The organism is Pseudomonas guariconensis (assembly GCF_024127895.1).
Classification (GTDB): Bacteria; Pseudomonadota; Gammaproteobacteria; order Pseudomonadales; family Pseudomonadaceae; genus Aquipseudomonas; species Aquipseudomonas guariconensis_B.
The window spans coordinates 42,651-67,174 of sequence record NZ_JAMYBK010000023.1; the positions used below are offsets into that span (position 1 = coordinate 42,651).

Here is a 24,524-nt window from a genome sequence, read left to right on the forward strand (position 1 = left end):
AAGACTTTCAGTTGTCATTTGGGGCCGCTTCGCGCCCCATCGCCGGCAAGCCGGCTCCCACACTGTCCATGCAAACCGCATCATGTGTGGTCGCCGCGGTCCCTGTGGGAGCCGGCTTGCCGGCGATGGGCTGCAAGGTAGCCCCAAAAATGACAAAGCGCCGCTTAACTGACTGAGACATTGTGCGATGGGCCGCTTTTTTCGCACGGTTTGAAGCTGCGGTCTTCAAGCTGCAAGAAGAAGCGGGTCGATGCGCGGCCCGCTTTTACTTGCCGCTTGCAGCTTGCAGCCGCCTCATTCCATCTCGATGATCACTTGCTCCTGCCACATCTGCGGCAGTTTCTTCGAGGTCGCTTCCCAGGCCTCGGCGTTCTTGATCGGCTGGGCGGCGGCGTACTGGTCGTTGGGCAGCAGCTTGGCCTGTACCTCGGCCGGCAGCTTCAGGTGCTCGGCGCGGATCGGGCGGGCGTGGCCGATGGCCAGGTTGGTCTGCCCGGCATCGCTGAAGATGTACTCGCGCGCCAGCTTGGCGGCGTTGGGGTGCTTGGCGTACTTGTTGATGAGCGTGGTGTAGCCGGAAATCACCGAGCCGTCGGACGGGATCAGCACCTCGAAGCGCTTGGGATCTATCTGTTCACGATAGCTCAGGCCGTTGAAGTCCCACACCACGCCAACCTCCACCTCGCCCTTCTCCAGGGTCTGGATGGTCGGGTTGGCCAGCGACAGGCGCTTCTGCTGGGCCAGCTTGGTGAACAGCTGCAGGCCAGGGGCGATGTTGCTTTCGTCGCCCTTGTAGGCGATGGCGGCGGCCAGCACGCCATTGGCGGCCTGGGCGGCGGTGCCGACGTCACCGATGGCGACCTTGTACTTGCCTTTTTCCAGGTCGTGCCAGGTTTTCGGGCGTTCGTCTTCCTTGACCAGGTCTTTGTTGATGATGAAGGCGATGGTGCCGGTATAGGCCAGGGCCCAATGGCCATCCTTGTCCTTGGCCCAGGCTGGGACCTGGTCCCAGGTGCTCGGCTTGTACGGCTGGGTCACGCCCTTGGCGACGGCGATCGGGCCGAAGGCGGCGCCGACGTCACCGATGTCGGCGCTGGCGTTGTCCTTCTCGGCCTCGAACTTGGCGATTTCCTGGGCCGAACTCATGTCGGTGTCGCTGTGCTTGAGGCCGTACTTGCTGGCCAGGTCTGCCCAGGTGTCTTTCCAGTTGGCCCAGGCATCCGGCATGCCCACGCTGTTGACCGCGCCTTCCTTGCGGGCGGCCTCTTCCAGGGCCTTGAGGTCGGTATCGGCGGCCATGGCCGAGGTGCACAGGGCGATGGCCGAGCCGAGCAGTGACGCCATGAAGAACTTTTTCATCCGAAGCTCCTTTGGTGGGGGCCTTGCAGTCGTCAGGGAGAAAACCTTGCGTGCGAACCTTTGGTCTAGGTCAGCAAACCTTGAGCCAAGGTAGGCCCGTTGCGTGACAGTTTGATGTAAGCGCCTCGCTGGCCCGGTATGCCAGCGACCTTGGAACTACAGCGTAGACCAGATCGAAGGCCTTGATTCCCAAGGCCTGGTTCGGTTCTGGCAAGGGGCTTGGGGATGCCTTTGTCACAGGATGTTCATCGGCCGTGCCTAGGCTTGCACTATTCTCCAACTGCCCTGTTCTGGGGCTGGACTAGTCCAGATAGGTAACCATCGATGCAGTCGACGCCACCGCGCGCGGTAACAGCCATCTGCCATGCCTTGCAGGAGCAGATCGAACACGGCCTGCTGGCGCCAGGCGGCAAGCTGCCGGCCGAACGCAAGCTCAGCGAGGTGTTCGACACCACCCGCATCACCCTGCGTGAGGCGTTGGTGCAACTGGAGGCCCAGGGTCTGATCTATCGCGAGGAGCGGCGGGGCTGGTTCGTCGCCCCGCAGCGGCTGACCTACGACCTGATCGAACGCAGCCACTTCCACGCCATGGTCCGCGACCAGGGGCGGGTGCCGAGCACCGAGCTGTTGTCAGCGCGCCTGCAGCCGGCTTCGGCGGCCATCTGCGCGCGATTGCGCCTGCCAGCGTTGTCCAGCGTGGTGCGCATCTGCCGGCTGCGGCGCATCGATGGGCGGGCGGTGCTGTATGCCGAGCACTATCTCGACCCGCGCTACTTCCCCGGGATTCTTGAACAGGACCTGAGCCAGTCGCTGACCGAGATCTATGGTCGGGCGTACGGCATCGCCTATGGCCAGGTGTGCTTCGAGATCCTGCCGACGGCCCTGCCGGTGGCGGCGGCCAGTGCCTTGAAAGTGTCGGTCGGCAGCCCGGGGTTGCATATCACCCGGGTCAACAGTGACCAGCATGGGCACCTGATCGATTGCGACCTGGAGTATTGGCGACATGATGCGATCCGCATCCGGGCGCAGGCGGGGTAGGGAAGGGGCTGCCTTGCAGCCCATCGCCGGCAAGCCGGCTCCCACACGTTCGGCGCCGACCCCAAGGGCCGTATGGTTCCTGGGCGATGGGGCGCGAAGCGGCCCTAGCTGCCAGCACCTGCGGCCTCGCTCATTGCGCCGCCGCCGGCCGTCACCACCTGCACCGACAAGCGCGGCGTCGCCAGGTCCAGCCCGGCCTCGTCCAACTGCCGCTTGAGCGCCAGGTTGAACGCCCGCGACACTTCCCACTGCTTGATCGGTGCGGTCTTGAACCGCGCCCGCAGGATCGCCGACCCCGACTCGAAGCTCTCCACCCCTTGCAGCTCCAGCGGCGACCAGATGTTGCGGCGCATCAGCGGGTCGTTGCGCAGTTTCTGCCCCACGTCGCGGATCAGCGTGATGGCCTGGTCGATGTTCATGCTGTGGGGGATGGCCACGCGGAAGATGGCGTAGCCGAACTCCCGCGAGTAGTTCTTGATGCTCTTGATCTCGCTGAACGGAATGGTGTGCACGATGCCGTCGATGTCTCGCAGGCGCACGGTGCGGATGGTCAGGCCTTCGACGGTACCCAGGTGGCCGCCGACGTCCACGTAGTCGTCGATGGCCAGGGAATCTTCGATGATGATGAACAGGCCGGTGATCAGGTCGGCCACCAGCGACTGCGCACCGAAGCCGATGGCCAGGCCGATGACGCCGGCACCGGCGAGCAGGGGCGTGACGTTCATGCCCATGTTGGCCAGGGCGACGATCACCGCGATGATGAAGATGGCCACGAACATCACGTTGCGGATCAGCGGCATCATCGTTTGCGCCCGGGCATTGGCCATGCCCCGGCGCGACCGCACCAGGGCATGGTGCACGGCGGTGTCGGCGAGGATCCACACCAGCCAGGCGACGATCAGCGTACCGGCCAGGCCCAACAGGCGCAGGCTGACCTCATGCCCCTCGCCCTCGGCGAAGTCGATCATCGACAGGCCCCAGACCCGCAGGCCCAGCTCGATGAACACCAGCCAGATGAACAGGTGCACCAGGGCATAACCGAAGTTGCGCAGGCGCTCGGCATACACTGCCTGGCGCCGGCTGGCCCGCTTGGGATTGTTGGCCTGGCGGCGCACCAGGCCGTTGAGCACCATGCACACCACCACCAGCACCGTGCACATCAGCGACTGGCGCAGGGCCGTGCTGGTGTCGCCGGCGGAGACGAAAGTGGCGAACAGCGAGATGGCCACCAGGATCAGCGCCGGCACGAACCAGAAGCTGCCGAGGATCTCGATGGTATCGCTGAGGGTGCGACGGGTCAGGCGCCGGGACAGGGGCTGGTTGCGGATCAGGTGGGCGATCGGCCGGCGGAAGCGCAGGATGAACAGCCCGGTGCACAGCGCCGCCAGGACGTTGGCCAGGGTCGCCAGGGAATGCGCCAGGTGGCTGCCCAGCGCGGTGGTCATGCGCGGGTCGCTCATCGCCTCGCCGAAGGCGGCGAAGCTACCGATCAGCCACAGGGGGCGGAACGCCTGGCGGCGCAGGATGTACAAGGCACGGTGGCGGTGCGGGCCGTCCAGCAGGGAGAAGGCGATCACGCAGATCGCCGAGAAGCAGGTGCCGACTACTAGGGCATAGGCCAGGACCATGGCCAGCGACTTGCCGAGCGACGGCGGCAGGGCGAAGCTCAGGTACACGGTGAACACCAGGGCCACCAGCCATGGCCCGAGCTTGCGCAGGGCGAAGCGCACCAGGTCCCAGGTGCGCGGGTGTTGCGGCAGTTCCTCGGTCAGGCCGAAGCGCAGGCGCACCCGGTGGCCGATCCAGTTGAACAGGTAGGCCAGCAGGCTCCACACCGCGATGATCGCGGCGAAGCCGAACAGGATCGTCGGCCATTGGTGTACCGGCACCACCAGCGCGGTCAGTTCCGACTGGGCCTGGTCGATCTCCAGGGACCAGCGGCGGAATGGGCTGGCATCGCCGCTGAACTGTTTTTCCAGGTCATGCAGGGCGCCGCCGATCAACCCGAGCACGCCCTGTTCGGCGGGCGGTTGCGATTGCCGGGTGGCGTCGCGCAGCTTCTTCAGGTCGCTCAGCAGCTTGGTCCGCTGCTGGTCGTTCTCCAGGGTCTTGATCACCTCGTCCAGCGACTTGCCCAGCGGCTCGGTGGCTTCGGGCTGCGCTGGCGCGCTAGAGCCGAGCAGACCGGGCAGGCCAGCGGCCTGCACCGGGGCGATGAACAGGAACAGCAGCAGGGTCAGGCAACGCAGGAGGGCAGGCACCGGGAAATCTACCTCAGGTCAAACGATTGCCCGAGTGTAGAGGTTTCTCAGGCCAGTTTCTCGAGGATCTTCCAGCACATGATGCCGATCATGCCGAGGGTGCCGATCCACATCATCAGCACGCCGATGTTGCGCTCGCGCAGGCTGAAGCCGATGGTCAGCAGAAGCAGGCCAGCGAAGACCGGCAGGAACAGGGAAAGGAACGGCGACATGGACAGGGATCCTTCTGTATGGGGGGCCATGTCCTAAGCATAGCGGTTTGGCTTGCCGGGAGGATTGATCGAGGGCAGGTAGGAGGCTGCTGTGCGGCCTGGGCTGGCCTGTTTGCGGGCAGGCCAGCCCAGGCACCGTGATGCTTCAGGGCAACTCGCGGCTACGGTAGAACGCCGTCAGCACCTTCACCAGGTGCGCCAGGTCGTGGCTGCCGCACAGCTCGCGGATCGAGTGCATGGCGAAGGTCGGCAGGCCGATGTCGACCGTGCGCACGCCCAGGTGGCTGGCGGTGATCGGGCCGATGGTCGAGCCGCAGCCCATGTCGCTGCGCACCACGAAGCTCTGCACCGGTACCTCTTCGGCCATGCACAGGTGGCGGAAGAAGCCCGCGGTCTCGCTGTTGGTGGCGTAGCGCTGGTTGGTGTTGACCTTGATCACCGGCCCGGCGTTGAGCTTGGGCCCATGGTTGCCGTCGTGCTTGTCGGCGTAGTTGGGGTGCACGCCATGGGCGTTGTCGGCCGAGACCAGCAGCGAGCGCTGGATGGTGCGTACGTAGTCGTCGCCGTCCGGCAGCAGGCGCTGCAGGGTCTGCTCGAGCATCGGGCCGTCGGCGCCGCAGGCCGAGCACGAGCCGACTTCCTCATGGTCGTTGCACACCAGCACGCAGGACTCGTCGCTGTCGGCGGCCAGCAGCGCCTGCAGGCCGGCGTAGCACGACAGCAGGTTGTCCAGGCGGGCACCGGCGATGAAGTCGCCGTTCAGGCCGACCAGTGCGGCGTCCTGGGTGTCGTAGAAGCTCAGCTCGTAGTCCAGCACCACATCGGCGTTGAGCTGGTGCTCGCGGGCCAGTTGCTCGGTGAGCAGGGCGCGGAAATCGACCCGCTCGTCGCCGGCGACCTGGGCGAGGATCGGCGGCAGTTCGTGCTGCGGGTTGATCGCCCAGCCTTCGTTGGCGGTACGGTTGAGGTGGATGGCGAGGTTGGGAATGATCGCGATCGGCAGCTTGAAGTCCACCAACTGGCTCTCGACCTTGCCATCGCGGCGGAAGGTGACCCGCCCGGCCAGCGACAGGTCGCGGTCGAACCAAGGCGCCAGCAGTGCACCCCCATAGACTTCCACGCCCAGTTGCAGGAAACCCTGGCGCTGCAGCTCGGGTTGTGGCTTGACCCGCAGGCACGGGCTGTCGGTGTGGGCGCCGACCATGCGGATGCCACCCAGCAGCGGTGAATGCTTGCCGAGCTTGATGGCGATGATCGAGGAGTCGTTGCGGGTCACGTAATAGCGCCCGCCGGGCACCGTGGCCCAGCTGTCACGCTCATCCAGGCGCTGGTAACCAGCGGCCTCCAGGCGCAGGGCGAGGCTCGCGGTGGCATGGAAGGGCGTGGGGGAGGCCTTGAGGAAATCGATCAGGCCGGCATTCAGGGAATCGCGCATAACTCACTCCAACAAATCGAGCTGCAAGCTTCAAGCTTCAAGCAAGAGCGCCCACCGGAGCAAGCACCAACGCGATCCGCTCTGGCTTTTTCTTGCAGCTTAAAAAGGTGCCGGGCACTCGAATTTCAATCGTTCACCGGAAACCGGGTGGGTAAAGCCCAGCATGCTCGCATGCAGGCACAGCCGCTCATGAGCCGCCAAGGCCTCGGGGTTGGCATACAGACGGTCGCCCAGCAACGGGTGCCCGATCGACAGCATGTGCACGCGCAACTGGTGCGAGCGCCCGGTGATCGGGGTCAGCTCGACCCGGCAATGGTCGCCGCAGCGCTCGAGGATGCGCCAGAAGGTCAGGGCATGCTTGCCCTGCTCGTGATCCACCACATGGCGCGGCTTGGTCGGCGGGTCGTAGCGCAGGGGCAGGTCGATGCTGCCACTGTCCAGCGCCGGCTGCCCCCAGCACAGGGCGGTGTAGGCTTTCTCGGTCTCGCGGTCGTGGAACTGGCGCGACAGCTCGCGATGGCTGTCGGCATCGCGGGCCAGCAGGATGATCCCGGAGGTCTCCCAGTCCAGGCGGTGGACGATCAGGGCGTCGGGGTAGCCGTTCTCCTGCAGGCGGGTGATCAGGCAGTCCTTGTTGTCCTCGGCACGGCCCGGCACCGACAGCAGCAGGGTCGGCTTGTTGACCACCAGGATGGCGGCGTCCTCGTGGAGGATCTGGATGTTCGACAGCGGCATTGTCGCAGGTTCTCTAAAGCACTGTGGGAGCGGGCTTGCCCACGAACGGGCCGGTAGGCGCCGTGGAGGATGGCGCCGGTACCGGCCCGTTCGCGGCACAAGGCCGCTCCCACAGGGATCGCGGTGTGCCCGGAATCGCTGGATCAGCGGTCGGGCAGGGTGATGTTCAGCTCGAGGATCGAGCAACTGCCCTGGTTCTCCAGCTCGATGTGCACGTCGTCGTTGCCGATGTTCACATACTTGCGGATCACTTCGAGCAGTTCTTTTTGCAGGGCTGGCAGGTAGTCCGGCTCGCTGCGCTGGCCTCGCTCGTGCGCCACGATGATCTGTAGACGCTCTTTCGCTACCGACGCGCTGCTCTGTTTCTGTCTGCCACGAAAGAAGTCAAAAAGGTTCATGGTTTATTTGCCTCCAAACAGGCGCGCGAAGAATCCTTGCTTCTGCACATCGATGAACCGCAGTGGCTTCTCTTTACCCAGCAGACGGTCGACCGTGTCGCTATACGCCTGGCCGGCATCGCTCTGGTCATCCAGGATGACCGGGATGCCCTGGTTGGAGGCCTTGAGTACGGCCTGGGATTCGGGGATCACGCCCTTGAGCTTGATGGCCAGGATCTCCTCGACATCGGCGATGCTGAGCATCTCGCCCTTGCTGACGCGCTCGGGGTGGTAACGGGTGATCAACAGGTGTTCCTTGATCGGCTCCTCGCCGTTCTCGGAGCGGCGCGACTTGCTCGAGAGGATGCCCAGCATGCGGTCGGAGTCGCGTACCGAGGAAACTTCCGGGTTGGTCACGACGATCGCTTCGTCGGCGAAGTACATGGCCAGGTGGGCGCCTTTCTCGATACCTGCCGGGGAGTCGCAAATCACGTAGTCGAAGGTTTCCTTCAGTTCCATCAGGACCTTCTCGACGCCTTCCTGGGTCAGCGCGTCCTTGTCGCGGGTCTGGCTGGCGGCCAGGACATAGAGGTTCTCCAGGCGCTTGTCCTTGATCAGGGCTTGCTGCAGGTTGGCCTCGCCGTTGACGACGTTGACGAAGTCGTACACCACGCGGCGCTCGCAGCCCATGATCAGGTCGAGGTTACGCAGGCCGACGTCGAAGTCGACGATGACTGTCTTGTAGCCACGCAGTGCGAGGCCGGTACCGATAGCGGCGCTGGTGGTGGTCTTGCCCACGCCCCCCTTGCCGGAAGTAACCACGAGAATCTTGGCCAAGGTGTTTCACCCCTAAATAAACGGGACGCGAGTCCCTGCAAATACGAAAAACGGCAACAGCAAAAAAGTTGCGCTAAAAATGGCGGCAGTATCCGTTAAAGACGGGTGATGTTCAACACATCGCCAGACAGGCTGACCTGCACGCCGGCCCCCCACAACGGGTCGCGGCGCAGGTCTTCGCAGACCTTGTACTGGCCGGCGATGGACACCAGTTCCGCAGTCATCTGCTGGCAGAATATACGCGCCCGGGTATTGCCCTTGATGCCGGCCAGGGCGCGGCCACGCATGGCGCCGTACACATGGATGTTGCCATCGGCGAGAAGTTCCGCACCCGGGCTGACCGAAGCGGTCACCACCAGGTCGCCGCCCTGGGCGTAGATCTGCTGGCCGCCGCGCACTGGCGAGGTGATGATGCGCGTGGGGCGCACCTCGGGCTCCGGCGCTGCCGGGGGGGCTGGCGCGGGCTCGGGCTTCTTCACCTCGGGTTCGGGCTCCAGCGGCCGCTCGCGGGCACCGGAAGGCGGCAGCACCGGCAGGTCGATGGCGATCGCCGCGGCGATGTCCTCGATGCGGTTGGCGCGGATCGCCAGGGTGCGCAGGCCGTGATGGCGACAGATGCGCATCAGCCCGGGCAGGTCGATCGCCCCTTCGCCGGCCGGCAGCTTGTCCAGGGCCAGCACCAGCGGCGTGTTGCTGAAGAAATTGGGGGCCTGGGCCACTTTCGCCGCCAGTTGCAGGTCGAGGGCTTCGAGGTCGTTGCGCGCGAGTTCCAGCACGGTGATGGCAAGCATGCTGCCCTTGAGCTGGAACACGGAGGCGATATCGGGTGTCTGGTTGAGGCTCATGGTCTGCATAGACGGCTTGTTGCGGAAAAAGTGCCCTGACTTATAGCGATAAGACCCGTTGGCCGCAACCGATGTAGAATGCCCACCTTTGTCTTTCCGGAAGCTTCAATGGAACGCCCGCGTTTTCGTCCCTCTTTCCTTCACCCGCGATTCTGGGGCCTGTGGCTGGGGCTCGGCCTGCTGTGGCTGGTGGCCCAGTTGCCGTACCGCGCCCTGCTGTGGCTCGGCCGTGCCCTGGGCGCGCTGATGTACCGGGTGGCCGGCGAGCGTCGGCGTATCGCCGCCCGCAACCTGGAGCTGTGTTTTCCTGAACTGTCCGGCGACGAACGGCAGCGTTTGCTGAAGGAAAACTTCGCCTCCACCGGCATCGCCTTCTTCGAGATGGCCATGAGCTGGTGGTGGCCTAAGGCCAGGCTGGCACGCCTGGCCCACATCGAAGGGCTGGAGCACCTGCAGGATGCCCAGCGCGAAGGGCAGGGCTCGATCCTCATGGCCGTGCACTTCACCACCCTGGAGATCGGCGCCGCGCTCCTGGGTCAGGCCCATACCATCGACGGCATGTACCGCGAGCATGGCAACCCGGTGTTCGACTACATCCAGCGCAGCGGCCGCGAGCGCCATAACCTCGACTCCCTGGCGGTGGAGCGCGAGGACGTACGCGGCATGCTCAAGCTGCTGCGCGCCGGCCGGGCGATCTGGTACGCCCCGGACCAGGACTACGGCGCCAAGCAGAGCCTGTTCGTGCCGTTGTTCGGCATTCCGGCAGCGACGGTCACCGCCACCACCAAGTTCGCCCGCCTGGGCAAGGCTCGGGTGATTCCCTTCACCCAGAAGCGCCTGGAAGACGGCAGCGGCTACCGCCTGGTGATCCACCCGCCGCTGGCGGACTTCCCCGGCGAGAGCGAAGAGGCCGATTGCCTGCGGATCAACCAATGGGTCGAAAGCGTGCTGCGCGAGTGCCCCGAGCAGTACCTGTGGGCGCACCGGCGCTTCAAGTCGCGACCGCCAGGGGAGGCGCGGCTGTATGACAAGAAGAAGCGTTGAGATGCGTGGCCTGCGCCGGCGATGGGGCGCGAAGCGGCCCTAAATGGCAGTTGAGCGTCATGGCTGACTGGCTTCGGTACTGACACCCCACCAGGGAGGCATTCGATGGCTTCACCCCCCACCACCGGCCTGATTCTCTCCGGCGGCGGTGCCCGCGCCGCCTACCAGGTCGGTGTGCTGGCCGGCATCGCCGAGCTGCTGCCAGCCGGTGCGGCCAACCCCTTCCCGGTGATCGTCGGCACCTCGGCAGGTGCCATCAATGCCGTGACCCTGGCCAGTGGCGCCACCCGTTTCACTGAGGCGGTTCAGCGGCTCACCGCCTTCTGGCAGCACTTTCGCAGCCACCTGGTGCTGCGCAGCGACTGGCCCGGGGTGATCCGCCAGGCCAGCCGCTTCGTCAGCCACAACCTGCTGGGCCTGGGGGGCCAGGTGCCGGTGGCCCTGCTCGACAGCAGCCCGCTGCGCTCGCTGCTGCAGTCGCACCTGGACCTGGACGGCATCACCCATGCCCTGGCCGCCGGGCAACTGCGGGCTGTCGCCATCACCGCGTTTGGCTACGAGTCCGGCCAGGCGGTGACGTTCTACCAGGGCCGTGGCGCCATCGAGCCCTGGCTGCGCCACCGGCGTATCGGCCTGCCGACGGCCCTGACCATCGAGCACCTGCTGGCCAGCGCGGCGATCCCGCTGCTGTTCGCCCCGGTCAAGCTCGGCGAGGAGTACTTCGGCGACGGTGCGGTGCGCCAGTCGGCACCGATCAGCCCGGCGCTGCACCTGGGCGCCAGCCGCGTGCTGGTGGTCGGGGTCAGCGGCAACCCACAGCGGCCCGCGCCTCCCTTGCCGACCCAGCGGGTCTTCAGCGGCCAGCAACCGAGCCTGGCGCAGATCGGTGGGCACATGCTCAACAGCACCTTCATCGACAGCCTGGAGGACGATATCGAGCTGCTCCAGCGCCTGAACCACCTGAGCCACCTGTTGCCGGCCCACCTCGACGCCCGACGCCTGGGGCTGGCGCCGATCGAGGTGCTGGTGGTGGCGCCCAGCCAGCCGCTGGACGAGATCGCCGCGCGGCATCGGCGCGAGCTGCCGGCGGCGTTGCGCCTGTTCCTGCGTGGGCCGGGCGCGACCCGTACCAGCGGGGCAGGGGTGCTCAGCTACCTGCTGTTCGAGGCCAGCTATTGCAGCGAATTGATCGAACTGGGGCGCAAGGATGCCCTGGCCAAGCGACGGGAGCTGTGCCAGTTCCTGGGGCTGCCTTGAGGCCGCTTCACGCCCCAGGCGAACAGGGCGGCGCCTTACTCGGCGATCTGCAGCTTCCTCGCCTGGGTATACACGTACCGCACCTTCTCGTACTCGAACGGCGAGTTGAGCTGCCCATAGCGGAAGTTGGTCGTGTAGCGCTTGTCCACCGCGCGCAACACGGTGATCTCCGGGTGGTCGCTGCTGGCCTCGGCCACATTGAGGAAGTTGGCCTCCTGCTCGCCCACGTAGTCCACCACCAGCCCGGCGGTATCGCGCAGGTTCGACGGCCCGAGGATCGGCAGCATGATGTACGGTCCGTTGGGGACGCCATAGAAGCCCAGGGTCTGGCCGAAGTCCTCGCTCTGCCGTGGCAGGCCCATCTTCGTGGCCGGGTCCCATAGCCCGCCGACGCCGATGATGGTGTTGAACATCAACCGTGCGGTGATTTCCGCCGAGCGCTTGCCCTTGAGCTGCAGCAGGCTGTTGAACAAGTTGGGCACGTCGCCCAGGTTGTTGAAGAAGTTGCTCACCCCCGTGCGCACGAAGCGCGGGGTGACATAGCGGTAGCCGTCCACCACCGGCAGCATCACCCACTGGTCGAAGCGGTAGTTGAAGTGGTAGATGCGCCGGTTCATCGACTCCAGCGGGTCATAGACGTTCAGTGCGGTCAGGGTCGAGCGCTCGAACTCGCGCTGGTCGAGCCCGGGGTTGAACTTCAGCTCGCGCAGTGGATCGAGGAAGCCGTCGGTTTCCACGGCCGGTGTGTCGATCGGGTCGGCCTCGACCACGCTGGTCCGTGGCGCGGTCTCCGCCGCCAGGGCATTGCCGGCGGCGAACAGGGCGGTGACGAGCAGCAGTTTGTTAACCACGGAAGAACTCCAGCATGGCGTCGCTGTTGACGCGGTAGTTGAGGTTGCCGCAATGGCCGCCATGGGGGTACAGGGTCAGGCGATCGCCGAACACCCTGCGCAGAAAGCCGATGTCGCCGGGGCCGAGGATGACATCGTCGGCGTTGTGCATCACGGCGATCTTCGTGCTCTGGCGCAGGTAGTCCTCCAGGGCGTAGAGGCTGGCCTGGTCGATCAGTTGCAGGATGCTGCCGCCGTCGGTGCGGGCGCGCCACATGGGGATCACCTGCTCGGTCATGTAGCACTCGAAATCACACTGCAAGGCACGCTTGAAGAACGGCGTGAGGCTGCTGCCCTCGGTGATCGGGTACTTCGGCGGGGTGATCAGCCCACGACGGTTGATCAGGTCGGAGGTGAAGGCGATGTCGGCCGCCGAGAAACGGAACGAGGTGCCGATCAGCATGGCCATCTGTTCGTTGGACAGGTGTTGACGGGACTTCTGGAAGTCGTAGAGCAAGGCTTCGTTGAGGTCGATGTAGCCCTTTTCCTGGAAGTAGAGCGTGAGCTTTTCCAGCATCAGCTCGTAGAAGGTGGTGCTGCGGTCGATGCCCCTGACCCGCGTCTGCACCAGCTTGTCCAGGTTGCTGACCGAGGTGTACAGGTTGACCGGTGGGTTGAGCAGCAGCACACGCTTGAAGTTGAAGCTGCGCCGGGTTTCGTCCAGGTGGCTGACGAAGGCGGCGTCGAGGGCGCCGAGGCTGTAGCCGGTGAGGTTGAAATCGCTGACCGGCAGGCGCGGATGCTGGGCACGCACGGCTTGCATGACCCGGTACAGGTCCTCGGCATCCTCGCTGCTGACGCCAGGGGTGGCGAAGCGCGAGGCGGCGCTCATGAAGTCCCAGCTGGTGGGCGACGACAATTGCACCACGTGGTAGCCGGCCTGGTAGAACAGCTTCTTCAGGTATTCGTTGATGGTGCTGGTGTAGGGCGCGCCGGTGCCGGCGATGATGAAGATCAGCGGCGCCTCGCGGTCCTGGCGGGCCAGGCGGTACTTGAGCTTTTTCACCGGCCAGAAGTTGGCCGGTAGGTTGAAGGTTCGCTCCGGGCGCAGGTTCAGGCTGTAGTCGGCCTGGGTGATGTCCTCGTCGCTGGGCAGGGTAGGGCGTTGGTCCGGCGGCGTGGTGGCGATGGTTGCCTCGAACGGGTTGGTCAAGGGGTAGCCGTAGCTGGCGGCGTCGATATCCCGCGCCGAGGCGGCCGCAGCCAGGAGCAGGCCGCCGAGCAGGGCGGCGAGGCGCAAGGGTCGAAACATGAATTCCCCCAAAGAGATCGGCAAGGCGAAGCGATGACGAGCCTAGGACCGCAACGAACAGGGCAAAGTTGCCCATCGCCCCGCCATTTGTTGCACCAGATGTTGCCGCGAAGGTCTACGGCGCGGCAATGCTCGTTCTGTGGAACATAGCGCAAAGTGATGATTTTGCCTGGGCAGCGGGCCGCAGGCATGCAAGGATCGCGCAGGCTGGCGGGGCGATCTGGCGTTAATGGCGAAATGCTGTCGCTTACTGTTCGGTGAAGGTCGCTGACAGAGCAGGTCGCCTCGTGTGGCAGGTTGATGATGCAGTTTCCGAGACCTGACGAGGGGATGCTTTGATGAAAATGCGACGTTTCCTGGGCGTGGGGACAGCCCTGGTATTGGCCATGAGCGCTGCGCAGGCGATGGCCAAGCAAGTGAGCATAGGTTACGTGGATGGTTGGTCCGACAGCGTGGCGACCACCTTCGTGGCCGCCGAAGTGATCAAGCAGAAACTCGGTTATGACGTGGACCTCAAGCCCGTCGCCACCGGCATCATGTGGCAGGGCGTGGCCACCGGCAAGCTCGATGCCATGCTGTCGGCCTGGCTGCCGGTGACCCACGGCGAATACTGGGCCAAGAACAAGGACAAGGTGGTCGACTACGGCCCCAACTTCACGGATGCCAAGATCGGCCTGATCGTGCCCGAGTACGTCAAGGCCGCCAGTATCGGCGACCTCAAGACCGATGACAGCTTCAAGCACAAGATCGTCGGCATCGACGCCGGCTCCGGCGTGATGCTCAAGACCGACCAGGCGATCAAGGACTACGCCCTGGACGGCTACAAGCTGCAGGCCAGCTCCGGTGCGGCGATGACCGCCGAGCTCGGGCGTGCCTATGCCAAGCAGCAGTCCATCGCCGTGACCGGCTGGGTGCCGCACTGGATGTTCGCCAAGTGGAAGCTCAAGTTCCTCGAAGACCCACAGGGCGTGTATGGCGCTGCCGAGACGGTCAACAGCATCGGCAGCAAGGAATTGGCGAGCAAGGCACCGGAAGTGGTCGAGTTCCTCAAGAACTTCCACTGGCAGTCCAAGGACGAGATCGGCGAGGTGATGCTGGCGATCCAGGAAGGCGCCAAGCCCGAGGCGGCGGCCAAGGACTGGGTGGCCAAGCACCCGGAGCGGGTGAAGGCGTGGACCGGCAAGTGATCGGCTGGTATTGAGCGATCATCCAGGGCCGCTTCGCGCCCATCGCCGGCAAGCCGGCTCCCACAGGGACCGAGTCGACCACATATGATGCGGTTTGCAGGGGCCATGTGGGAGCCGGCTTGCCGGCGATGGGGCGCGAAGCGGCCCCGGCATGACAAAGCCCTACCTGGCCGGCCTTGGGCCTTGCTGTGCCCCCCAGGTTGTTACCGATCCTGCAAAACAGTTTCTCATCTAAGACTAAGGTCGTCTGGTTGGTGTCCATCGGCAGCATAAAGTAAGGGCGGGTTCTCCCTTATTTGTGTTGCTGCTAGGACAAAAACAATGAACGACAGCATCTACCAATCGATACAGAACAGTCCGCGCTTCAAGGAACTTGTCACCAAGCGCGAGCGTTTCGCCTGGATCCTCTCGGCGATCATGCTCGGCCTGTACTGTGCCTTCATCCTCCTCATCGCCTACGGTCCGCAGGTACTGGGCGCCAAGCTCAGTGTCGGCTCGTCGATCACCTGGGGTATCCCCCTGGGCGTCGGCCTGATCGTCTCGGCATTCATCCTCACCGCCATCTACGTGCGTCGCGCCAATGGCGAGTTCGATGAGCTGAACAAGGAAATCCTCAAGGAGGCGCAGCAATGATCCGCCAAACCAAAGCCTTGGCCGCGCTGGCCTTCGGTGCCTTCGCACCCGCCGTGTGGGCCGCCGACGCCCTGACCGGCGAGGTGCACAAGCAGCCGCTCAACGTCTCGGCGATCGTCATGTTCCTGGCCTTCGTCTGCTTCACCCTGGGGATTACCTACTGGGCCTCCAAACGTAACAAGTCGGCGTCCGACTATTATGCCGCCGGCGGCCGTATCACGGGCTTCCAGAACGGCCTGGCGATCGCCGGCGACTACATGTCGGCGGCCTCCTTCCTGGGGATTTCCGCCCTGGTGTTCACCTCCGGCTACGACGGCCTGATCTACTCGATCGGCTTCCTGGTCGGCTGGCCGATCATCCTCTTCCTGATCGCCGAGCGCCTGCGCAACCTGGGCAAGTACACCTTCGCCGACGTGGCCTCGTACCGCCTTGGGCAGAAGGAGATCCGCACCCTGTCGGCCTCTGGCTCGCTGGTGGTGGTGGCGTTCTACCTGATCGCCCAGATGGTCGGTGCCGGCAAGCTGATCCAGCTGCTGTTCGGCCTGGACTACCACGTCGCGGTGATCCTGGTGGGTATCCTGATGTGCCTGTACGTGCTGTTCGGCGGCATGCTGGCCACCACCTGGGTACAGATCATCAAAGCCGTGCTGCTGCTCTCCGGTGCCAGCTTCATGGCGCTGATGGTGATGAAGCACGTGGGCTTCGACTTCAACACCCTGTTCTCCGAAGCGATCAAGGTGCACGCCAAGGGTGAGGCGATCATGAGCCCGGGCGGCCTGGTCAAGGACCCGATCTCGGCGTTCTCCCTGGGCCTGGCGCTGATGTTCGGTACCGCCGGCCTGCCGCACATCCTGATGCGCTTCTTCACCGTCAGCGACGCCAAGGAAGCGCGCAAGAGCGTGCTCTACGCCACTGGCTTCATCGGCTACTTCTACATCCTGACCTTCATCATCGGCTTCGGCGCGATCCTGCTGGTCAGCACCAACCCGGACTTCAAGGACGCCGCCGGCGCCCTGATCGGCGGTAACAACATGGCAGCGGTGCACCTGGCCAACGCCGTGGGTGGCAGCGTGTTCCTCGGCTTCATCTCGGCGGTGGCCTTCGCCACTATCCTGGCGGTGGTCGCGGGCCTGACCCTGGCCGGTGCCTCGGCGGTGTCCCATGACCTGTACGCCAGCGTCTGGCGCAAGGGCAAGGCCAACGACAAGGACGAGATCCGCGTGTCGAAGATCACCACCATCGCCCTGGGCGTGCTGGCGATCGGCCTGGGCATCCTGTTCGAGAACCAGAACATCGCCTTCATGGTCGGTCTGGCCTTCTCCATCGCTGCCAGCTGCAACTTCCCGGTGCTGCTGCTCTCGATGTACTGGAAGAAACTGACCACCCGTGGCGCCATGATCGGCGGCTGGATGGGCCTGGTCAGCGCGGTGGGCCTGATGGTCCTCGGCCCGACCATCTGGGTGCAGATCCTCGGCCACGAGAAGGCGATCTACCCGTACGAGTACCCGGCGCTGTTCTCCATGATCATCGCCTTCATCGGCATCTGGTTCTTCTCGGTCACCGACAAGTCCAAGGCCGCCGACGAAGAGCGTGCGCTGTTCTTCCCGCAGTTCGTGCGTTCGCAGACTGGTCTGGGGGCCTCCGGCGCCGTCTCCCACTGATAGCGCAGGCCTGACGGCAAGCCGCAAGCGAGTGCCTGGTGCACTGGCTTGCGGTTTTTTCTTTTCTAGATCATGCCCAGCAACAACAGCACCAGCAGGATCACCAGCACCACGCCGATGATGCCGGAGGGGCCATAGCCCCAACTGCGCGAGTGAGGAAAGACCGGTAAGCCACCAATCAACAGCAGGATCAGGATGATGATGAGGATCGTGGTCATGGCGGAGTCCTTGCGTGGTTGAGGGTCAAGGGCCTCGGAATGCTGGCCTCTTGATAATTCCGACTGGGGGCGATGGCTAAAGATTCCATTTGCGGTCAGTTGGGGCTGCTCTGCAGCCATGCTCCTGCATTCACCAGCCTGATAGCAGCGCCCTGCACGCCAGGCCTTGTATAGACTCCCTCCATCACCTGTCAGCACAAGGCTTGCCACCATGCACGACCGCATCATGATCACCGGAGCCGGCTCCGGCCTCGGCCGCGAGATTGCCCTGCGCTGGGCCCGCGATGGCTGGCGCCTGGCGCTGGCAGACGTCAACGAGGCCGGGCTGCGCCAGACCCTCGAACGGGTCCGCGAGGCCGGTGGCGACGGTTTCGCCCAGCGTTGCGACGTGCGCGACTACAGCCAGCTCACCGCCCTGGCCCAGGCCTGCGAGGAGCAGTTCGGCGGCATCGACGTGATCGTCAACAACGCCGGGGTGGCCTCGGGTGGTTTCTTCGCCGAGCTGTCCCTGGAGGACTGGGACTGGCAGATCGCGGTCAACCTGATGGGCGTGGTCAAGGGCTGCAAGGCTTTCCTGCCGCTGCTCGAGCGCAGCAAGGGGCGGATCGTCAACATCGCCTCCATGGCTGCGCTGATGCAGGGGCCGGGGATGAGCAACTACAACGTGGCCAAGGCCGGCGTGCTGGCCCTCTCGGAGAGCTTGCTGGTCGAGTTGCGCGCGTTGGACGTGGCGGTGCATGTGGTGTGCCCATCGTTCTTCCAGACCAACCTGCTCGACTCCTTCCGTGGGCCGAACCCGGCCATGAAGGCCCAGGTCGGCAAGCTGCTGGAGGGTTCGCCGATCAGCGCCGCCGAGATCGCCGACTACATCCATGCCCAGGTGGCCGCTGGGGTGTTTCTCATCCTGCCCCATGAGGCTGGGCGCCAGGCCTGGGAGTTGAAGCGTCAGGCGCCGGCGCGGCTGTATGACGAGATGGCCGACATGGCGGCGAAGATGCGGGCCAAGGGGCGTAGTGGTACCTGATGTATCTTGGGGCCGCTGTGCGGCCCATCGCCGGCAAGCCGGCTCCCAGGGGATGTGGGTCATTCTTCAGATCAGGCTCCCAGGGAGGTGGGCCATTCTTCAGATCAGCGCTATCCCTGTGGGAGCGAGCTTGCCCGCGATGGGCTGCAACGCAGCCCCAAGGACCCTGACTGACCGGTGCTGGAGCGTACCTTGCGCGAACCGGACCCTCTGGCCAGGGCGCTCGATCAGGTATGCTGTGCGCCGCTTTGGACTGGCAAGGGTGCCTGGCGTGATCAATTACCTGTGGTTCTTCCTGGCGGCGATGTTCGAGATCGCCGGCTGCTATGCCTTCTACCTGTGGCTGCGGCTGGGCAAGAGTGCCTGGTGGCTGCTGCCGGCGCTGGTCAGCCTGACCTTGTTCGGGCTGATCCTCACCCGCGTCGAGGCCGCCTATGCCGGTCGGGCCTACGCCGCCTATGGCGGTATCTACATCGTCTCCTCGCTGCTCTGGCTGGCGCTGGTGGAGCGGGCGCGGCCACTGGGCAGCGACTGGATCGGCGCACTGCTGTGCGTCGTCGGGGCGACCATCATCGTGTTCGGGCCACGGCTGCAACAGGGCTGAAACCAGGCGATTTCTGTAGGGATAGTTACCCGTCTGCGTAGGCTGCGTCTATTTAATGGGTGAAGTGTTGAGTGGCCGAATGTACCCGATGCAGTCTCCGATTTTCCCTTGGGGTGGAGGATCGGATCATGCTGGTTATAGGGCGCGAAGTCGGGCAGGTCATCAACATCGGTGACGACATCCAGCTCAAGATCATGGCGATCGATGGCGGTGTGGTGCGTTTCGGCATCAGTGCGCCGCGCCAGGTCCAGGTGCATCGGGCGGAGGTCTACAGGCGCATCAAGGAGAAGGCCGAGCGGCAGGCTGATGGCTGACAGGGGGCTATTCGCGGCCCCAAATGGCAACTCGAAGTCTTGACTGACCGTATTGAGCAAGCCAACCGCTTCCCCGCTACTCAAGCCACTCCCGCGGCACCTCATGCCGGGCCAGCAGTTGGCACTGCTGGCTCTCGGGGTCGAACAGGATGAATGCCTGCCCCTTGGCCAGGGCCTGGCGTACCCGCAGCACGCGGGTTTCCAGCGGCGTGTCGTCACCGTTGTCGGTGCCGTCGCGGGTGACGAAGTCCTCGATCAGGCGGGTCAGGGTTTCGGCTTGCAGTTGGTCGTAGGGGATCAGCATGGCGGGCAGGGTTCGTTCATGAATGCCGCCATGCTACGCCAAACCCGCCGGGACATCAGCTTTTGTTGCCCAGCAGGCTGTCCACCGCCGGGACCCGGGTATCGCTTTCCATCTGCGCGTCGTGTTCCAACTGGTGGCTGAAGCGCTCGAGGGAGGCATTGGCCGGTTGCGAGTCGCTGGCGAACACCGGCGGGCTGAGCAGGTAGCCGGTCAGCAGGCGGCTGAGCGCTGCCAGGCTGTCGATGTGGGTACGCTCGTAGCCGTGGGTGGCGTCGCAACCGAAGGCCACCAGGGCGGTGCGGATGTCGTGGCCAGCAGTCACCGCCGAGTGGGCATCGCTGAAGTAGTAGCGGAACAGGTCGCGGCGCACCGGCAGGTCCTGGTCGGCGGCGAGCTTGAGCAGATGGCGCGACAGGTGATAGTCGTACGGCCCGGAGGAGTCCTGCATGGCCACGCTCACCGCATGCTCGCTGGAGGCCTGGCCCGGTGCCACCGGGGCGATGTCGATGCCGACGAATTCGCTGACGTCCCAGGGCAGCGCCGCGGCGGCGCCGGAGCCGGTCTCCTCGGTGATGGTGAACAGCGGGTGGCAGTCGATCAGCGGCTGGCGGCCGCTCTCCACAACGGCCTTGAGCGCCGCCAGCAGCGCCGCCACGCCGGCCTTGTCGTCCAGGTGCCGGGCACTGATGTGGCCGCTCTCGGTGAACTCTGGCAGCGGGTCGAAGGCGACGAAGTCGCCGATGGCGATGCCCAGCGCCTCGCAGTCGGCGCGGGTGGTGCAGTAGGCGTCCAGGCGCACTTCCACGTGCTCCCAACTGATCGGCATCTGGTCGATGGCGGTGTTGAAGGCATGCCCGCTGGCCATCAGCGGCAGCACGCTGCCCCGGTACACGCCGGTGTCGGTGAACACACTGACCCGGCTGCCTTCGGCGAAGCGGCTGGACCAGCAGCCTACCGGCGCCAGGGCCAGGCGGCCGTTGTCGAGCAGTTGGCGCACGCTGGCGCCGATGGTGTCCAGGTGCGCCGAGACGGCGCGGTCGGGCGAACTCTGCCGGCCCTTGACGGTGGCACGGATGGTGCCCCGGCGGGTCAGCTCGAAGGGGATGCCCATCTCGTCCAGGCGTTCGGCCACATAGCGCACGATGGTGTCGGTGAAGCCGGTAGGGCTGGGGATGGCGAGCATCTCCAGGAGGACTTTCTTCAGGTAGTCCAGGTCGGGTTCGGGATGTCGGTCCGGCATGTCCATTCCTCTGTTGGCATGGGCTGGGTGATGCATGGCTGACGCCTGTGGAAGGGGCACTTCGTGGGAGCGGCCTTGTGTCGCGAAAGGGCCGCTCCCACGAAGGCTGCTCCTGCAAGCGTGCGTCAGGCCAGCGGCCGGCTGTGCGGGAACAGCAGGTCGACGAAGCGTTCGGCGGTAGGTTGCGGTTCGTGGTTGGCCAGGCCGACCCGTTCGTTGGCCTCGATGATCACGTAGTCCGGCTGGCTGGCGTCGCGCACCATCAGGTCGAGGCCCACCACTGGGATGTCCAGGGCACGGGCGGCGCGTACCGCGGCATCGGCCAGCACTGGGTGCAGGCGCTCGGTGACGTCCTCCAGGGTACCGCCGGTGTGCAGGTTGGCGGTGCGGCGCACGGCCAGGCGCTGGCCGGCCGGTAACACGCTCGTATAGTCAAGGCCCACGGCGCGCAGGGTGCGCTCGGTTTCCTCGTCCACCGGGATACGGCTCTCGCCACCGGTGGCAGCCTGGCGCCGACGGCTCTGGGCTTCGATCAGCGCGCCGATGCTGTGCTTGCCGTCGCCGATCACCTGGGCCGGATGGCGGAGCGCCGCGGCGACCACTTCGAAGCCGATCACCACGATGCGCAGGTCCAGCCCCGGGTGGTAGCTCTCCAGCAGCACGCGGCTGTCGAAGCGGCGTGCCTGCTCGATGGCCTGGCTGACCTCCTCATGGCTGCGCAGGTCGACTGCCACGCCCTGGCCTTGCTCGCCATCCACTGGCTTGACCACCACTGCGTGGTGTTCTTCGAGAAAGGCCAGGTTGTCGTCGGCATTGCCCGCCAGCTGTTGCACCGGCACCTGCAGGCCGGCGGCCTGCAGGGCGTGCTGGGTCAGGCGCTTGTCCTGGCAGAGGGTCATGCTCACGGCGCTGGTCAGGTCACTCAACGATTCCCTGCACCGGACCCGGCGCCCGCCGAGGCTCAGGGTGAACAGGCCGGCGGCGGCATCGTCCACCTGCACCTCGATGCCCCGGCGGAAGGCTTCGTCGACGATGATCCGGGCATAGGGGTTGAGTTCGGCCTCGGGGCCGGGGCCGAGGAACAGCTGCTGGTTGATGCCGTTCTTGCGCTTGACGGCGAAGGTCGGCAGGTTGCGAAACCCCAGCTTCTGGTACAGGCGCTTGGCCTGGCGGTTGTCGTGCAGCACCGACAGGTCGAGGTAGGCAAGGCCGCGGCTCATGAAGTGCTCGATCAGGTGGCGTACCAGCACCTCGCCGACGCCCGGGCGGCTGCACTGCGGGTCGACCGCCAGGCACCACAGGCTGCAGCCATGCTCCGGGTCGTCGAAGGCTTTGTCGTGGTTCAGCCCCATGACACTGCCGATCACCGCACCGGTGTCTTCGTCCTCGGCCAGCCAGTACACCGGCCCGCCGAGGTGACGCGGGGTGAGCAGCTCGGGGTCGACCGGCAGCATGCCGCGAGCCTGGTACAGGGCGTTGATCGCCTGCCAGTCGGCCTCGGCCTGCGCCCGGCGGATACGAAAGCCGCGGAACACCCGTTGCGCCGGGCGGTAGTCGGTGAACCACAGGCGCAGGGTGTCCGACGGGTCGAGGAACAGTTGCTGTGGGGCTTGGGCCAGCACCTGCTGGGGGGCGGCCACGTACAAGGCGATGTCGCGCTCGCCAGGGCGTTCGTCGAGCAGCGCCTCGGCGAGCACGGCCGAGTCAGGGTAGGTGTGGCCGATCAGCAGGCGGCCCCAGCCGCAGTGCACGGCACGCGGCTGGTCGTGGGGTTCGCTGCCGTCGCCGGCCAGGCGCGCCTGCAGGCGCTCGTACGAAGGGGCTTGCCCGCGAAGCAGGCGCTGACCGTAGGCAGTATGGGCTTTCATCGGTCAGATTCCTTGTTCGCTGAGCCACAGGTTCAGGGCCGCCAGTTGCCACAGCTTGGAGCCGCGCAGCGGGGTGAGCTGGCCGTGGGGATTGCTCAGCAGGCGGTCGAGCATCGCCGGGTTGAACAGGCCACGGTCCTGGCTCGGGTCGGTCAGCAGCTCGCGTACCCAGTCCAGCGTGGCGCCTTGCAGGTGCTTGAGGCCGGGCACCGGGAAGTAGCCTTTCTTGCGATCGATCACTTCGTGGGGGATGACCCGACGCGCAGCGGCCTTGAGCACCTGCTTGCCACCGTCCGGCAGCTTGAAGCGTGCCGGGATGCGCGCCGACAGTTCCACCAGGCGGTAGTCGAGGAACGGCGTGCGCGCCTCCAGGCCCCAAGCCATGGTCATGTTGTCGACGCGCTTGACCGGGTCGTCCACCAGCATCACCGTGCTGTCCAGGCGCAGTGCCTTGTCCACCGCCTCGGACGCACCGGGGCGGGCGAAGTGCTCGCGGACGAATTCGCCGGCCACGTCGGTCTCCAGCAGCCAGGGCGCCAGCACCGTGTCGCGGTATTCGGCGTGGCTGCGGTCGAAGAAGGCTTCGCGGTAGGCGGTGTAGGCATCGTCGGCGCCATCGACCTGCGGGTACCAGTGATAGCCGGCGAACAGCTCGTCGGCGCCCTGGCCGCTCTGCACGCCCTTGCAGTGCTTGGCCACCTCCCGCGAAAGCAGGTAGAAGGCGATGCAGTCGTGGCTGACCATCGGCTCGCTCATGGCGCGGAAGGCGGCCGGCAACTGCTCGATGATCTCGCTTTCGGCGATGCGCAACTGGTGGTGACGGGTGCCGTAGTGACGGGCGATCAGGTCTGAGTATTGGAACTCGTCGCCGCGCTCGCCGCCGGCGTCCTCGAAGCCGATGGAGAAGGTCGACAGGTCGTCCACGCCGACGTCTCGCAGCAGGCCGACCAACAGGCTGGAGTCGACGCCACCGGACAGCAGCACGCCCACGTCCACCGCCGCGCGCTGGCGGATCGCCACGGCATCGCGGGTGGCGTCGAGCACGCGGGTGGTCCAGTCGTCCAGGTCCAGCTCTTGTTCGTCAGGGTTGGGGCCGTAGTGCAGTTGCCACCAGGTCTGGCGTTCTACCTGGCCATGGCGGTCGAGGCGCATCCAGGTGCCTGGCTCGAGTTTCTGCACGTTGGCCAGCAGGGTGCGCGGTGCAGGGACCACGGCGTGGAAGTTGAGGTAGTGGTTGAGCGCGACAGGGTCGAGCACCGGGTCGATGTCGCCGCCCTTGAGCAGCGCCGGCAGGCTCGAGGCGAACCGCAGGCGCTCGCCATTGCGCGACAGGTACAGGGGCTTGACGCCGAGGCGGTCGCGGGCGAGGAACAGGCGCTGGTTGTCGCGCTCCCAGATGGCCAGGGCGAACATGCCGTTGAGCTTGGGCAGCAGTGCCGCGCCCCAGGCGTGGTAGCCCTTGAGCAGCACTTCGGTGTCGCCGTCGGAGAAGAAGGTGTAGCCCAGGTCCTGCAGCTCTTGGCGCAGTTCCGGGAAGTTGTAGATGGCGCCGTTGAAGGCCAGCGACAGGCCTAGGGTGTTGTCGATCATGGGCTGGGCCGAGCCGTCGGACAGGTCCATGATTTTCAGGCGGCGGTGGCCGAGGGCGATCGGGCCCTGGCTATGGAAGCCCCAGGCGTCGGGGCCACGGGGTGCCAGGTGATGGGTCATGCGCTCCACCGCGGCGAGATCCGCCGGGCGAGGGGCTTGGTCGATGGGGGTGAAACGAAACTCTCCTGCTAATCCGCACATAGGTCCTTACCGGTTTTGCCGTTGGGGAAGTCTTTTTTAGGTATACCCCGAAATGGGGTGGTATGGAACCGACCTTTGAGATTTATGAGAGTTTTAGAACGATTTGCTATAAGCGTGGATGTTGGGGGCCGCTTCGTG

At 65.4% G+C, this 24,524-nt stretch carries 24 protein-coding genes; 9 read left to right on the top strand and 15 right to left on the bottom strand.

Annotated elements, in window-relative coordinates:
- Window positions 1-294 precede the first annotated feature (294 nt).
- On the bottom strand, window positions 295-1,359 hold the full coding sequence (locus NJF35_RS19960) for an ABC transporter substrate-binding protein (protein WP_225788261.1): 1,065 nt from the start codon (window positions 1,357-1,359) through the stop codon (window positions 295-297).
- 324 nt (window positions 1,360-1,683) lie between these two features.
- Here NJF35_RS19960 and NJF35_RS19965 point away from each other — a divergent pair, with 324 nt between their 5' ends.
- Complete coding sequence (locus NJF35_RS19965; RefSeq protein WP_225788260.1) at window positions 1,684-2,397, top strand: UTRA domain-containing protein; 714 nt, start codon at window positions 1,684-1,686, stop codon at window positions 2,395-2,397.
- Window positions 2,398-2,501: 104 nt separating this feature from the next.
- Here the strand turns inward: NJF35_RS19965 and NJF35_RS19970 are convergent, their stop codons facing one another.
- From NJF35_RS19970 to minC, 7 genes are all read right to left on the bottom strand, one after another.
- Complete coding sequence (locus NJF35_RS19970; protein WP_225788259.1) at window positions 2,502-4,658, bottom strand: mechanosensitive ion channel family protein; 2,157 nt, start codon at window positions 4,656-4,658, stop codon at window positions 2,502-2,504.
- Between the two features lie 47 nt (window positions 4,659-4,705).
- Window positions 4,706-4,870, bottom strand: coding sequence for a hypothetical protein (locus tag NJF35_RS19975; RefSeq protein WP_225788258.1), 165 nt, complete (start codon window positions 4,868-4,870; stop codon window positions 4,706-4,708).
- 145 nt (window positions 4,871-5,015) lie between these two features.
- The gene (locus tag NJF35_RS19980; protein WP_253091410.1) at window positions 5,016-6,305 is read right to left on the bottom strand and encodes a M18 family aminopeptidase; all 1,290 of its coding nucleotides are present in this window, start codon (window positions 6,303-6,305) and stop codon (window positions 5,016-5,018) included.
- A 99-nt stretch (window positions 6,306-6,404) separates the two neighbouring features.
- Complete coding sequence (locus NJF35_RS19985) at window positions 6,405-7,040, bottom strand: RluA family pseudouridine synthase (protein ID WP_225788256.1); 636 nt, start codon at window positions 7,038-7,040, stop codon at window positions 6,405-6,407.
- Window positions 7,041-7,183: 143 nt separating this feature from the next.
- Window positions 7,184-7,438 carry a cell division topological specificity factor MinE gene (minE, locus tag NJF35_RS19990; protein ID WP_021782476.1) on the bottom strand — a complete coding sequence of 85 codons (255 nt, stop codon included), beginning with the start codon at window positions 7,436-7,438 and terminating at the stop codon, window positions 7,184-7,186.
- Window positions 7,439-7,441: 3 nt separating this feature from the next.
- Entirely contained in the window at window positions 7,442-8,254 is an 813-nt protein-coding gene (gene minD / locus NJF35_RS19995; protein ID WP_225788255.1) for a septum site-determining protein MinD, read from the bottom strand.
- Between the two features lie 95 nt (window positions 8,255-8,349).
- Window positions 8,350-9,108, bottom strand: coding sequence for a septum site-determining protein MinC (minC, locus tag NJF35_RS20000; protein ID WP_225788254.1), 759 nt, complete (start codon window positions 9,106-9,108; stop codon window positions 8,350-8,352).
- Between the two features lie 99 nt (window positions 9,109-9,207).
- Between minC and NJF35_RS20005 the strand changes: the two genes are divergently transcribed.
- On the top strand, window positions 9,208-10,143 hold the full coding sequence (locus NJF35_RS20005; RefSeq protein ID WP_253091411.1) for a lipid A biosynthesis lauroyl acyltransferase: 936 nt from the start codon (window positions 9,208-9,210) through the stop codon (window positions 10,141-10,143).
- Between the two features lie 105 nt (window positions 10,144-10,248).
- Complete coding sequence (locus tag NJF35_RS20010) at window positions 10,249-11,400, top strand: patatin-like phospholipase family protein (RefSeq protein ID WP_253091412.1); 1,152 nt, start codon at window positions 10,249-10,251, stop codon at window positions 11,398-11,400.
- Between the two features lie 35 nt (window positions 11,401-11,435).
- Here NJF35_RS20010 and NJF35_RS20015 read toward each other — a convergent pair whose 3' ends face one another.
- Entirely contained in the window at window positions 11,436-12,251 is an 816-nt protein-coding gene (locus tag NJF35_RS20015; RefSeq protein WP_225788251.1) for a VacJ family lipoprotein, read from the bottom strand.
- Entirely contained in the window at window positions 12,244-13,542 is a 1,299-nt protein-coding gene (locus tag NJF35_RS20020) for a serine/threonine protein kinase (protein ID WP_225788250.1), read from the bottom strand. Before NJF35_RS20020 ends, NJF35_RS20015 begins: the two co-directional genes overlap by 8 nt.
- Window positions 13,543-13,880: 338 nt before the next feature.
- On the opposite strand from NJF35_RS20020, the gene NJF35_RS20025 reads away from it, so the two are divergent.
- From NJF35_RS20025 to NJF35_RS20035, 3 genes are all read left to right on the top strand, one after another.
- Complete coding sequence (locus NJF35_RS20025) at window positions 13,881-14,729, top strand: glycine betaine ABC transporter substrate-binding protein (RefSeq protein ID WP_225788249.1); 849 nt, start codon at window positions 13,881-13,883, stop codon at window positions 14,727-14,729.
- A gap of 321 nt (window positions 14,730-15,050) precedes the next feature.
- Complete coding sequence (locus NJF35_RS20030; protein ID WP_225788248.1) at window positions 15,051-15,362, top strand: DUF485 domain-containing protein; 312 nt, start codon at window positions 15,051-15,053, stop codon at window positions 15,360-15,362.
- Window positions 15,359-17,023: a cation acetate symporter gene (locus tag NJF35_RS20035; RefSeq protein WP_253081705.1), complete on the top strand. Its 1,665-nt coding sequence runs from the start codon at window positions 15,359-15,361 to the stop codon at window positions 17,021-17,023. The genes NJF35_RS20030 and NJF35_RS20035 overlap by 4 nt, the downstream gene beginning before the upstream one ends.
- Before the next feature lie 65 nt (window positions 17,024-17,088).
- Here NJF35_RS20035 and NJF35_RS20040 read toward each other — a convergent pair whose 3' ends face one another.
- Entirely contained in the window at window positions 17,089-17,241 is a 153-nt protein-coding gene (locus NJF35_RS20040; protein WP_003252624.1) for a DUF3309 family protein, read from the bottom strand.
- Window positions 17,242-17,452: 211 nt separating this feature from the next.
- Between NJF35_RS20040 and NJF35_RS20045 the strand changes: the two genes are divergently transcribed.
- The 3 genes from NJF35_RS20045 (at window position 17,453) to csrA (ending at window position 19,183) form a co-directional block, all read left to right on the top strand.
- Complete coding sequence (locus tag NJF35_RS20045; protein ID WP_225788246.1) at window positions 17,453-18,265, top strand: SDR family oxidoreductase; 813 nt, start codon at window positions 17,453-17,455, stop codon at window positions 18,263-18,265.
- A 271-nt stretch (window positions 18,266-18,536) separates the two neighbouring features.
- Window positions 18,537-18,869 (top strand): YnfA family protein, encoded by a 333-nt coding sequence (locus tag NJF35_RS20050; RefSeq protein ID WP_225788245.1) that lies wholly within the window; start codon window positions 18,537-18,539, stop codon window positions 18,867-18,869.
- A 128-nt stretch (window positions 18,870-18,997) separates the two neighbouring features.
- Entirely contained in the window at window positions 18,998-19,183 is a 186-nt protein-coding gene (gene csrA / locus NJF35_RS20055) for a carbon storage regulator CsrA (RefSeq protein ID WP_225788244.1), read from the top strand.
- A gap of 76 nt (window positions 19,184-19,259) precedes the next feature.
- On the opposite strand, the gene NJF35_RS20060 is transcribed toward csrA, so the two are convergent.
- From NJF35_RS20060 to NJF35_RS20075, 4 genes are all read right to left on the bottom strand, one after another.
- Window positions 19,260-19,487, bottom strand: coding sequence for a YheU family protein (locus NJF35_RS20060; protein ID WP_225788243.1), 228 nt, complete (start codon window positions 19,485-19,487; stop codon window positions 19,260-19,262).
- 55 nt (window positions 19,488-19,542) lie between these two features.
- Window positions 19,543-20,727, bottom strand: coding sequence for an osmoprotectant NAGGN system M42 family peptidase (locus NJF35_RS20065; RefSeq protein WP_225788242.1), 1,185 nt, complete (start codon window positions 20,725-20,727; stop codon window positions 19,543-19,545).
- Window positions 20,728-20,852: 125 nt separating this feature from the next.
- Entirely contained in the window at window positions 20,853-22,595 is a 1,743-nt protein-coding gene (ngg, locus tag NJF35_RS20070; RefSeq protein ID WP_253081703.1) for an N-acetylglutaminylglutamine synthetase, read from the bottom strand.
- A gap of 3 nt (window positions 22,596-22,598) precedes the next feature.
- Window positions 22,599-24,386, bottom strand: coding sequence for an N-acetylglutaminylglutamine amidotransferase (locus NJF35_RS20075; protein WP_225788240.1), 1,788 nt, complete (start codon window positions 24,384-24,386; stop codon window positions 22,599-22,601).
- Window positions 24,387-24,524: the final 138 nt, after the last annotated feature.